8 protein-coding genes are annotated in these 11,458 nt (G+C 70.3%); 5 read left to right on the forward strand and 3 right to left on the reverse strand.

The genetic code is table 11. From position 1 onward, the window contains the following. Positions 1-73: 73 nt before the first annotated feature. Positions 74-1,162, forward strand: coding sequence for a DNA topoisomerase IB (locus AC6JA9_RS23065; protein WP_223785829.1), 1,089 nt, complete (start codon positions 74-76; stop codon positions 1,160-1,162). A gap of 23 nt (positions 1,163-1,185) precedes the next feature. Here the strand turns inward: AC6JA9_RS23065 and AC6JA9_RS23070 are convergent, their stop codons facing one another. Further along, entirely contained in the window at positions 1,186-2,163 is a 978-nt protein-coding gene (locus AC6JA9_RS23070; RefSeq protein ID WP_141323119.1) for a methyltransferase, read from the reverse strand. Between the two features lie 193 nt (positions 2,164-2,356). On the opposite strand from AC6JA9_RS23070, the gene AC6JA9_RS23075 reads away from it, so the two are divergent. The 3 genes from AC6JA9_RS23075 (at position 2,357) to AC6JA9_RS23085 (ending at position 6,086) form a co-directional block, all read left to right on the forward strand. Next, positions 2,357-3,061 (forward strand): 2OG-Fe(II) oxygenase family protein, encoded by a 705-nt coding sequence (locus tag AC6JA9_RS23075; protein WP_267700811.1) that lies wholly within the window; start codon positions 2,357-2,359, stop codon positions 3,059-3,061. A gap of 157 nt (positions 3,062-3,218) precedes the next feature. Beyond that, positions 3,219-5,507: a zinc-dependent metalloprotease gene (locus AC6JA9_RS23080; protein ID WP_497957840.1), complete on the forward strand. Its 2,289-nt coding sequence runs from the start codon at positions 3,219-3,221 to the stop codon at positions 5,505-5,507. A 207-nt stretch (positions 5,508-5,714) separates the two neighbouring features. Next, positions 5,715-6,086 carry a DUF1330 domain-containing protein gene (locus tag AC6JA9_RS23085; protein WP_141323122.1) on the forward strand — a complete coding sequence of 124 codons (372 nt, stop codon included), beginning with the start codon at positions 5,715-5,717 and terminating at the stop codon, positions 6,084-6,086. Positions 6,087-6,102: 16 nt separating this feature from the next. On the opposite strand, the gene AC6JA9_RS23090 is transcribed toward AC6JA9_RS23085, so the two are convergent. After that, a complete protein-coding gene (locus AC6JA9_RS23090; RefSeq protein WP_223783623.1) occupies positions 6,103-7,758 on the reverse strand; it encodes an amidase in 1,656 nt (551 codons plus the stop codon). A 108-nt stretch (positions 7,759-7,866) separates the two neighbouring features. Between AC6JA9_RS23090 and AC6JA9_RS23095 the strand changes: the two genes are divergently transcribed. Beyond that, the gene (locus AC6JA9_RS23095) at positions 7,867-8,925 is read left to right on the forward strand and encodes a patatin-like phospholipase family protein (RefSeq protein WP_497957841.1); all 1,059 of its coding nucleotides are present in this window, start codon (positions 7,867-7,869) and stop codon (positions 8,923-8,925) included. Positions 8,926-8,938: 13 nt separating this feature from the next. Here the strand turns inward: AC6JA9_RS23095 and AC6JA9_RS23100 are convergent, their stop codons facing one another. Beyond that, complete coding sequence (locus tag AC6JA9_RS23100) at positions 8,939-11,428, reverse strand: cation:proton antiporter domain-containing protein (RefSeq protein ID WP_497957842.1); 2,490 nt, start codon at positions 11,426-11,428, stop codon at positions 8,939-8,941. Positions 11,429-11,458 lie beyond the last annotated feature (30 nt).

Below are 11,458 nucleotides of genomic sequence, written 5' to 3' on the forward strand. Positions count from 1 at the left end.
GCTCGGGATTGGCACCTCCAGAGGGCCGGGACCCAAGGGTTCCCGGGGTCCACCTCCACCCGGAAGCCGCGAAATGCAAGCCACCGCCGCCACTGCCCGCCCGCCTCGAGCCCCCGCCCGGAGCCGGGGTCTCACGCGGCTGGAGCGGCTCCAGCAAGAGGGCCTGCGCCGCGTGGGCTCACCGGCCCGGGGCTTCCGCTACGTGGACGCGAGCGGAAGGCGCGTGGACGCGAGGACGAAGGAGCGCATCGAGGCCCTGCGACTGCCGCCCGCGTGGCGCGACGTGTTCATCGCCCCCTCCCCCACCGCGAGCCTCCAGGCCGTGGGCCGCGACGCCGCGGGCCGCTGGCAGTACCGCTACCACGCCGCGTACCGGAGGAAGGCGGACGAGGCGAAGTTCCGGCGCATCGTCGGCTTCGCCCGGGCCCTGCCGCGCATGCGCAGGCGCGTGAACGCGGACCTGCGGCGCCAGGGGCTGGGGCGCGACAAGGTGCTGGCCGCCACCCTGCGCATCCTGGGCACGTGCTTCATCCGCCCGGGCAGCCAGCGCTACGCGGAGGACAACGCGAGCTTCGGCATCGCCACCCTGAGGAGGAACCACGTGCGCGTGTCCGGGGACACGGTGTCGTTCGACTTCCCGGGCAAGAGCGGCAAGCAGCAGCACCGCCAGCTCACCGACCGGCGCGTCGCCACGCTCGTGCGCAAGCTCCTGAAGGTGCCCGGGCGGGACGTGTTCAAGTTCGTGCTGGATGACGGGCTGGTGGTGGACGTCCGCCGGCGCCACATCAACGCGTACATCCAGGAGGTCATGGGCGAGGACTACAGCGCCAAGGACTTCCGCACCTGGGCGGGCACCCTCATCTGCGCGTGCGCCCTGGCCCGGGCCCGCGCGAAGCAGGCCCAGGCGAAGGGTCCCGCGCTCAAGAAGAGCATGGTGGCCGCGGTGAAGGAGGTCGCCGAGCACCTGGGCAACACGCCCGCCGTCGCGCGCTCCTCGTACATCTACCCGTCCGTGCTGGCCCTGTTCGAGCGGGGCCAGGTGGTGGACCGCTACTTCGACTCCGTGGACGAGCTGACGTCGTCGCGCGGCGACAGGCTGCACTGCTCCGAGAAGGCGCTCCTGCACCTGCTCGACACGCCCCGGCGCCGGCCCGACGCGTGAGCCGGGCCGGGCCCGTCCCGCGCCTAGGCGGGGACGACCTCCACCACGCTCGGCGGCATGTACGTGGGCAGCACGCGGTGCACGCGCAGGCCCGCCTTCTCCACCAGCGCGGAGTACTCCGGCCCCGTGCGCTCGCGGCCGCCCACCAGCACCAGCATGGCCATGTCGTAGAGGTTGCCGAAGTGCGGCACGTTGTCGCCCGGCAGCACCGTCTCCACGATGAGCAGCTTGGACTGCGGGCCCATCGCCTCGCGCATGTTGGTGAGGATCTTCAGGCTGCGCTCGTCGTCCCAGTCGTGGAGGATCTGCGACAGGATGTAGACGTCGTGGCCCGCCGGAATCTTGGCGAAGAAGTCGCCCTCCAGCACCTGGCAGCGGTTGCCCAGCCCCATCCCGTTCAGCCGCGCCGTCGCCTCCGCCTTCACGTGCGGCAGCTCGAACAGCGCGCCCTTCAGGTGCGGGTGCGACTGGAGGATGTGGCCCAGGAGCGTGCCCGTGCCGCCGCCCACGTCCACCACCGAGCGGACCTGCGAGAAGTCGTACGCGCCCACCACCGCCGGCGCGTTGAGGCTCTGGTACGCGGCCATGCTGCCGTTGAAGATGGCCGCGTCCTCCGGATGACTCGACAGGTAGCCGAAGAAGCTGTCCCCCATGAACTTCTCGACGGACGGCTGCCCCGTCTTCAGCGACGACACCAGGTCACCCCAGGCCGACCACGACAGCAGGTGGCCATGCGCCCGCAGCGAGCCGTACACCGAGCCGGGGCTGTCCTTGCGCAGCATCTCCCCCAGCTCCGTCAGCCCGAAGGCCTGTGTCTGTTCGTCCTTGATGAGCACGCCCAGCCCGCTGAGCAGCCGGAGCATGCGGCGCAGCGCGGGGGCATACGTGCCGCTCGCCTGCGCGAGCTCCTCCGCCGTCTTGGGCACGTCACCGATGATGTCGGCGATGCCGAGCTCCGCCATGATTTGCAGGCTGCGAGAAATCCAGAATCCGTAGACCATCTGGGTCATCACCGCCGCGGCCGGCGGAGAGCTGGGAGCAGCGGAGGGAGCACTGTTGACGGAACGAGGTTGCTGGCTCATGCAGGGGGGACCTTGCGCGGGGGGGAGGGACGGCCCCGCAATTCTGGAACCTAAAAGGTAGGCAGTAAAAGCCAATTGATCCGCTCCCCCTGAAACTCCGTTATTTCTCGTCTTGAGCGCCTACATCACCCACCGTCAAGCCCTGCCTCCCGGTGAGCTGGAGGCCCTCCGGGACGCCCTGCTCGGCTCGCGCTTCGTGGCGCGCAGCCCGTTGATGGGGACGTTCCAGGGCAGCCGGGGCTTCGCCCTCATCTTCACCCGGGAGGGCCGCCCCACGCTTGAGGCGCGCTTCCCCTTCCTCACGCCCTTCCTGGCGCGCGTGCTGGAGCCCGGAAGCGCGCGGGGCCTGCTGCCGTGGCGCGAGCGACTGTTCAGCGGACGACAGCCCCGAGCCGAGCCGAACGCCTTCTATCTGAACCTCCTGCTGCTCGACGCGGGCATGGGCGTGGGCCGGCACATCGACGCCACGCTCCAGGGGCCCAGCGGCGTGCCGGACGCCACGCCCCGCCACGTCAGCGTGCTCTACCTCCAGGTGCCTCCGGGCGCGCGAGGCGGCGCGCTGCGGCTGCTCGAGGACAACCGCCCGCTGGGTGAGGTGCGGCCGCGCCCGGGACTGCTGGTGCACTTCCAGGGACACCTCCAGCACGAGGTGCAGCCCTTCATCGGCGCAAGCGACGACACCCAGCGCGCCAGCCTCGTGTGCGAGCAGTACGTCTTCGCGCCCGAGGCCCTCGCGCGCCTGCCGCCCTTCCGCATCCAGTCCAAGGCGGGCTTCGCGGCCTACCTGGACTCGCAGCGCGAGCGCACCGACGGCTGACCCGCATCCGTACTGCTGGTGTCACCGGATTGCGCGAAACCAAGAAATCAATGTGAGGAGCAACTTCCAGGCAGGCTGCGCGGATGACTCTTTGCGGCATCTCCTTGAGCAAAGGGGAAGCCGCGAAGCGAAGTGGCGAAACCCCATGGAGGCAACAATGAGGTGGAATTCCCCGCTGCGGCGCGGCCTGTTCGGCGCCGTCACCACCATCTTGGCCCTGGGCGTTGGCTGCGGTCCCGCATCCGACGCGAACGAGCCTCAACCCCCGACCCCTGAAGCACCCGCCGAGTCATTGCAGGTGGAGCTGGATGACGCGTTCGTCGCCGTTCCGCGCAAGGTGAGCGCCGAGGAGCAGGGCCGGGTCGTCCAGCGACTGGACGGCTCCGTGTCCAACTCCGGCGAGAGCTTCTACCTGGCCATCCGCAAGAGCGAGCTGGGGCAGCGCTGGTTCATGTCGGCGTACCTCAAGCAGCTGCACCCCGGTGCGGTGTACTACGGCGCGGCGTCCTCGCTAGGCACGCGCGTGGTGAGCTTCAAGGAGCAGAACGGGAAGCTGTTCGTCTTCGACGCGGATGACCGCAAGACGATGAGCGACGTGTTCGACCCGGAGGTGCTCATCGAGGCGTGGCCCATCGTCAACGACTACGGCGCCTTCAACGTCCTGCGCGGCTCCAACAGCTACATCCTGGTGGACCCGACGGCGGGGCTCAACCGCTACGGGGTGATGGGCGAGGCCTACGGCGCCACCGGCGTGCGCTTCCAGACGGAGCTGAGCTTCGCGCAGCGCTTCCGGAAGATCTCCGACGGCGTCACGTTCGAGCAGGTGTTCACCGGCTACGCGGACGTGCCGGACCCGTCCGCGCCGGACTTCCTGGAGGACAACCTGTTCCGCACCTCCGGCACGCTGGGAATCGCCCTGCGCCAGTACAAGGAGGGCCAGGGCTACACCCCCACGGAGCTGCCGTGGCTGGAGCACTACTTCCGCGGTGAGCCGCGCATCCTCCCCAACACGGGCTACGTCACCCAGACGGCGGCGAAGTGGAACATCCGCCCGGGCATGAAGCCCATCAAGTGGATCATCACCGACACGGTGAACAAGGTGCAGGCCGACCCGCGCTTCGCCAACTACGACGTGGTGGCGGCGGTGAAGCGGGGCGTCGAGGGCTGGAACCAGGCGTTCGGCTTCAAGGTGTTCGAGGCCTCCGTGGGCGCGACGTCGGGCTTCGCGGACGACGACAAGAACGTCATCATCTTCGACCCGGACGCGTCCGCGGGCTTCGCCTTCGCCGACTGGCGCCTCAACCCCAACACCAGCGAGATTCGCGGCGCCACCGTCTACGTCAACGCGCTGTGGCTGGAGCTGGCCGACGGTGAGTTCGGCGACGACGCGCAGGCCGCCGTCGCGGCGAAGCTGAAGAACGCGCGCAAGCCGGTGCGCATGTCGTGGGGCGGCTTCGACAAGGACCACCTGTGCGCCATGCCCCTGCCCCCCATGCGCGACGACGCGCTGGCCAAGCACAAGAAGCTGCCGGGGCCCGCGGCGGAGACGCAGCGCACGAAGAAGGAGAAGGTGGAGGCGTACCTGACGCACGTCATCCTCCACGAGGTGGGCCACACGCTGGGCCTGCGCCACAACTTCGCCGGCTCGCTCGTGTACACCGGCGCGCCCAACAGCCCGCGCTCCAACTCGGTGATGGAGTACGTGTACGATCCCGACGCCATCTTCGTGGACACGCCGCAGTCCTACGACGTGCAGGCCGTCCGCTACCTGTACGATTTGTCGCCGGACGAGCCCACGGAGCTGTTCTGCACGGACGAGGACACGGAGCTCGAGCCGTACTGCAACCCGTATGACCGCTACTCCGACCCGCTGGGCGCCTTCTACGGCTCCACGTACGCGCTGGTGCAGGAGCTGCTGCTGTACGAAGTCCTCCCCTTCCCGCTGCTCGCGGGCTCGTTCGACTACTACCTGAACGCGACGCTGCAGTGGGCGCGCTCGGGTGTGGAAGCCGACCAGACGTACGCGTACGACGTCGCCATCGCGGCCGTGCGTCCTCCGCTCGCGGTTCCGCCGGACGCGGGCCCGGGCTACGGCGCGGTGGCCGATGACCTCGCCCGTCGCGTGCTGTCCCGCCTGTACCTGGACCCGCTCGCCGCGCGCGGCAGCTTCACGGCCACGCCCGACGAGGACAGCGCCATCACCCCGCAGGTGCTCGCGGACATCCACGGCATCCTCATCAACGTGGACGGCGTGCGCGGCTTCCAGTCCCGCCGCGCCATGGTGGACATCCTGAAGAACATGCAGAGCCTGCCGGCCTACGTGGCCCTGCGCCAGGGCCGCGACGCGGTCCAGGCCCAGTTGGGGACGCTCAGCGGCACGGAGCTCATCCAGGCCGAGGACCTGCTGGCGCGCATCCAGGCCGCGCTGTCGCCGTACTACCGCTGATGACGTGACGCCCGGGGCCTCGTGCACCGGGCTTCCGACCGGGGCCTCCGCCACTCGTGACGTGCTCGTCGTGGGTGTCGGGGGCCCCAGTGTTTGACAGGGCCGAGTCGCCGGCGCGCCAGGTGCACCACACTGCGCGTCTGGGAGACAATGGCTCGCCGTCTCGATGGGGGGCGGATTGATTCACAGGAGCGAGGAGGCATCACCGTGGCCGTCGATCCGCAGGGCAACGACATCGAGCGATTTCTCCAGGAAGACCCCGGCGGTCCCCTGGTGATGATGAACCTGGTGAAGTTCAAGGAGGGTGGCCGCGCCTCGTTCGCCGAGTACGCGAACGCCGTGATGCCCTTCATGCTGAAGGCGGGCGCGCAGCCGCTGTACGCGGGCGACTGCTCCACTCCGCTGGTGGCCGAGCCGGGCCAGACGTGGGACGCGGTGATGCTGGTGCGCTATCCGAGCCGCGCCGCCTTCCTGCAGATGGTGAGCGACCCGGAGTACCAGCGCTTCAACCACCTGCGCACCGCCGCGCTGCACGAGGCGGTGATGCAGGCGACGCTGCCGTGGGCCGCGTCGCCCTGAGCGGTGTAGCGCCGACTCAGCGCCCGGCGAGCAGCCGCAGCTCGGCGGTGGGCAGGAAGCCGGGCGGACGTCGGTGGCGGGTGGCCTGCTCGTAGGCGTAGGCGAGCTTGAGCAGCGTGGGCTCGCTCCAGGCCTGACCGATGAAGGACAGCCCCACGGGCAGCCCGCGCACGTAGCCCGCGGGCACGGTGAGGGTGGCGTAGCCGGAGACTGCGGCGGGCGTGGAGCTGCTGCCCAGCCAGTGGTCTCCGTTCACCAGGTCGATGAGGCTGGGAGGCGCCTCGGTGGGGGCGACGAGCGCGTCCAGGCGGTGCTTGCGCATCACCGCGTCCAGGCCCTGCTCACGCGACAGCTTGCGGCACGCGGCCAGCGCCTTGCGGTACTTCGCGTCGGTGAGCGGCCCGCGCGCCTGGGCCTGACGGAACAGCTCCTGGCCGAAGTACGGCAGCTCCCGGTCCGAGTGCTCCTCGTTGTAGCGGATGAGGTCCGCGAGCGTGCGCAGCTTCGTCTGGTCGCCCAGGCTCGCGAGCCAGGCCTCCGTGCCGGCCTTGAACTCGTACAGCATCACCTCGAACTCGTGCTCCTGGAGCTTCTCGACGTTGGGGATGGGCGCCGGGTCGATGATGATGGCGCCCTTGGAGCGCATGACCTCCAGGGCCTGCTCCGCGAGCGCGTCCGTGGCGGCGTGGTAGCCGTAGTAGTGCTCGCGCGGGACGCCGATGCGCGCGCCCTTGAGCCCGTCGGCGTCGAGGAACTTCGTGTAGTCGAGCCCGGTGTGGCCCTCACTGCGCGCGGTCGCCGCGTCCGCGGGGTCGATGCCCGCGAGCACCGTGAGCAGCGCGGCGGCATCCGCCACGGTGCGCGTCATGGGCCCCGCGGTGTCCTGGCTCTGGGAGATGGGGATGATGCCCGCGCGGCTGATGAGCCCCACCGTCGGCTTGAGGCCCACCAGTGAGCACGCCGAGGACGGGGACACGATGGAGCCATCCGTCTCCGTGCCCACGGACACGGCGCAGAAGTTGGCCGAGGTGGCCGCGCCCGAGCCGGAGCTGGAGCCCGACGGCGTCCTGTCCAACGCATAGGGATTGCGACACTGCCCGCCCCGTCCGCTCCAGCCGCTGGCCGAGCGCGTGGAGCGGAAGTTGGCCCACTCGCTGAGGTTCGTCTTGCCGAGGATGACGGCGCCGGCCGCGCGGAGCTTCGTGACGAGGAAGGCCTCGCGAGGAGGCACCGCGCCGACGAGCGCGAGCGAGCCCGCCGACGTCTGCATCCGGTCCGTCGTGGCGATGTTGTCCTTGAGCAGCACGGGGATGCCGTGGAGCGGTCCGCGCGCGCCCTTGCTCTTGCGCTCTTCATCCAGGGCCTGCGCGATGGCGAGCGCGTCCGGGTTCACCTCGATGACGGACGACAGCGGCAGCGGGCCCGAGCGGTCCAGGGCGGCGATGCGCGACAGGTAGCGCTCGGTGAGGCCGTGCGCGGTGTACTTCCCTTCCCGCATGCCGGCCTGGAGGTCGGCGACGGTGGCCTCTTCCAGCTCGAACGGCGCGGGCAGGGACTTCGTCGCGTCGGGGCTCGCCGAGGCGTCGAGCGTGGCCAGCGCGGTGGCCGCGGCCGTGCCACCGAGGAAGGCGCGACGACTCAGATTCCATTCGGAGGGCGGGAGCTTTTTCATGGCGTCGCGCGCACTACAGCAGTGGTGCATGAACGGCCGCAACCCGGGTGGGACGATTGGAGGAAGTCCCGCGCACGACGCGTCGCCCTGTTAGCGTACCGGGTCGACATGGCATCGAACCTGACGCTTCTGGCCGGCCCCGACGCACTGCGGCTCCTGCGCGCGCGGGGCCTGCGTGGTGACGACGTGGACGTCGTTCCTGGGGCCTCCGGAGGTCCCAAGTGGCTGGTGCTCGCGGGGCTGGACCGGGCGCTCTTCGGTGGGCTCTTCCAGGGGCGCACCCGTCCGCTGCACCTGATTGGCAGCTCCATCGGCAGCTGGCGGCTGGCGTGTCTGGCGCAGAAGGACCCGGTCGCCGCGCTACATCGTTTCGAGGCGGCGTACATCGACCAGCGCTATCCGCCCAAGCCCTCCCCCGCCCTGGTGAGCGAGACGAGCGAGCGGATCCTCGACGCGCTCCTGGGCGATGACGGCGTGGAGGAGATCCTCCGCCACCCGTGGGCCCGGCTGCACGTGGTCACCGCGCTGTGCAAGGGGCCGCTGGGCGTGGAGCATCCGCGCGTGCAGCTTCTCGGGCTGGCGCTGTGCGCCATGGGCAACGTGGTGAGCCGCCGGAGCCTGAGCCTGCACCTTCAGCGCGTCATCTTCGACACGGCGGGCGACACCAGCCCCTTCGTGGGACAGAAGGACCTGCCCTCGGTCCACCTGCCGTTGACGAAGGAGAACCTGAAGCCGGCGCTCATCGCGTCGGGCTCCATCCCGCTGGTGCTCAGCGGCGTGCGCATCCCGGGCGCGCATGCGGGCGTGTACCGGGACGGCGGCGTCATCGACTACCACCTGGACCTGGACTTCGGCGCGGGCGAGGGCCTGGTGCTCTATCCGCACTTCTATCCATACGTGGTGCCGGGCTGGTTCGACAAGGCGCTGCGCTGGCGACGGGCGAAGCCGCTGAACTTCCGCAGGGCCCTGCTCATCTCCCCTTCCCCGGAGCTGGTGGCGCGCCTGCCCGGAGGACGGATTCCGGACCGCTCCGACTTCGAGCGCATGAGCGACACCGCGCGCATCCGCGCCTGGAACCAGGTGGTCGCCGAGAGCGAGCGCATGGGCGACGAGCTCCAGGAGTTGATGACCACGGGCCGACTCGCCGAGCACGTGCGGCCGCTCTGAAGCGACAGCGGTGCTACGTGCGCGCGGGCGGCTCGCTGTCGAGCTGGACCTTGTCCACGTAGCACCAGCCCCAGCGCTCGCCCGGCTCCACGGAGCGGATGATGGGGTGGTCCGACTCGTGGAAGTGCCGCGTCGCGTGCTTGTTCTTCGAGTCGTCGCAGCACCCCACGTGGCCGCACGTCATGCACAGCCGCAGGTGCACCCAGGTGTCGTGGAGCTTCAGGCACTCCTCGCACCCGCGGGTCCTCGGTCGCACGGGTCGCAGCCGGTCGAGGTGGCCACAAGGCCCTGTGCCCGGCTTCGGCAGGAACTCGAGGGTCGCCTGCGTGTCGATGAGCTCCGCCGACGTGCGAGGCGCGGCGGGCACGGGCTCCAGCTCGATCCCCTCGGGCGCGGGGGTGCGGAACAGCTCGGCGCAACGCTCGAAGGCGTCCGCGGCGCCCTTGAGCACCAGCTCGTCACCGGCCTCGAAGAGGGTGTGGGGCGTGACGGAGGTCAGCGGCACGTCGTCTCGTCGCAGCTCCAGGACTCCAAGGGCGCCGCCCGCGCGCTCGATGAGCGCCGCGACCGAGAGCCCCACGAGGGGCGCGCCCGGACGGACCGACACCCGGCGGGAGCCGAGACAGTCCTTCTCCAGCGCACAGACGAGCAGCGGCTTCTCCAGCGCGCCGGACCTGCGCAGCGCCGCGTAGCCGGAGCGACGCACGGAGTCCTCGTGCCCCTCGATGTCCTCGGGGGATTGGCGGTAGTCCTCGAGCACCGAGGAGAGCACGGCCACCAGGCTCTCCAGCTCCTCGCAGACCACGACGTCCGCGCCGGCCTCGCGCAGCGGCTCCACGTCCGCCACGGCGCGCACCCGGGCGACGAGTCGCAGCGTCGGGTTCTCCATCCGCGCGACGGCGACCACACGGTGGGCCATGGCCGCGTCGTCATCCACGACGAGCAGGAGCTTGGCGCGCTGGACACCCGCGACGCGCAGCGTGCGCTGTCGGGCGTAGTCGCCGCGGAGCACCGCCATCCCCTCGGCCTCCGCCTCGTTCGCGCCCGGGGGACTCAGCGTGGAGACGAGGAAGGGAATGCCCGAGCCGCGCAGCACGCGCGCGAGCCTGCGTGCCCCATCTCCGTAGCCCGCGACGATGACGTGGTTCTCGTAGCGGGCGAAGGACTCGGCCGCGAGCGCCTCCGCATCGTCCGTGGTGGGGCCCGCCTGCGCCACCGCGCGATGGACCTTGCGGGTGAGCCGCCCCTGGGCCCAGCCGCCCAGCCGTGACAGCAGCGGCGTGAGCACCATCAACATCACGGTGGCCGCGATGAACGCCTGCGAGCCCTCCTCCAGCCCCGCGGGGAACAGGCCCAGCCGACGACCGCTGCGCTCCAGCACGAAGGAGAACTCGCCCACCTGGGCCAGCAGCAGCGCGCTCTCCACCGCCACCGGCATGCGGTAGCCGAGCGCCAGCACCGCGATGCCCGTGGTGAGGACCTTCACCAGGAGCACCGCGATGATGGCCAGGAGCACCTCCGGCAGGTGCTCCACGAGGAAGCCCACGTCGAGCAGCATGCCGACGGAGACGAAGAACGTGGCGCTGAAGAGGATTTGCAGCGGGAGGATTTCGCCGAAGGCGTGCTCGCTGAAGCGGCTCTCGCTGACCACCAGCCCCGCCAGGAAGGCGCCCAGCGACACGCTCACACCCGCGAGGCTGGTGAGGTACGCGGTGCCGAAGCACACGGCGATGACGGTGAGCAGGAACAGCTCCGGTGAGCAAGTGCGCGCCACCACCTCGAGGAGCCTGGGCATCAACCTGCGCGCCACCACGAGCACCGCGACGATGATGCCCAGTGCCTTGCCGAAGGCCCCCAGGAAGTGGAGCGGCGTATCGCCCTTCCCCGCCAGCACGGGCACCAGCAGCACCATCATCACCACGGCCAGGTCCTGGAAGATGAGCAGCCCCAGCGACACCTGCCCCACGTCCGAGGACGTCTCGCCCCTATCTCCCAGCAGCTTGAGGACGATGGCGGTGGAGGACAGCGCCACCAGGAAGCCCGTGAAGAGCGCGGGCCGCCACGCCACGCCGAACAGCATCAGCAGGCCCATCATCCCCACGGACGAAAGGCCCACCTGGAGCCCGCCGCCGCCGAACAGGAGCTTCTGGAGGCGCACCAGCTTCTCCAGGCTGAACTCCAGGCCGATGCTGAACAGGAGCAGGATGACGCCCAGTTCCGCGGCCGAGTTCACCAGCTCCAGGTCCTTCACCAGCTTCAGCGCGTTGGGACCAATCAGCGCGCCGGCGAGCAGGAAGCCGACGATGGGCACCAGCCGGAAGCGATGGCCGACATAGGCCATGAGCGCGCCTGCGAGAATCAGCACCACGATTTCCTGCAGGAACGGCGCGGTAGTGGTGGCGAGCTGGGGCATGGGCGCGACACGCAGACCCCACGATGGGCCCGCCGTGTGCCTCCAGCCTGCTCCGGGCCCGCGTCCGGGCTTCATGCCCCACGGGAGCATTCGTGCACCAGTCAGCGCCCGCTGCAGCGC

Source organism: Myxococcus sp. MH1 (assembly GCF_059738865.1).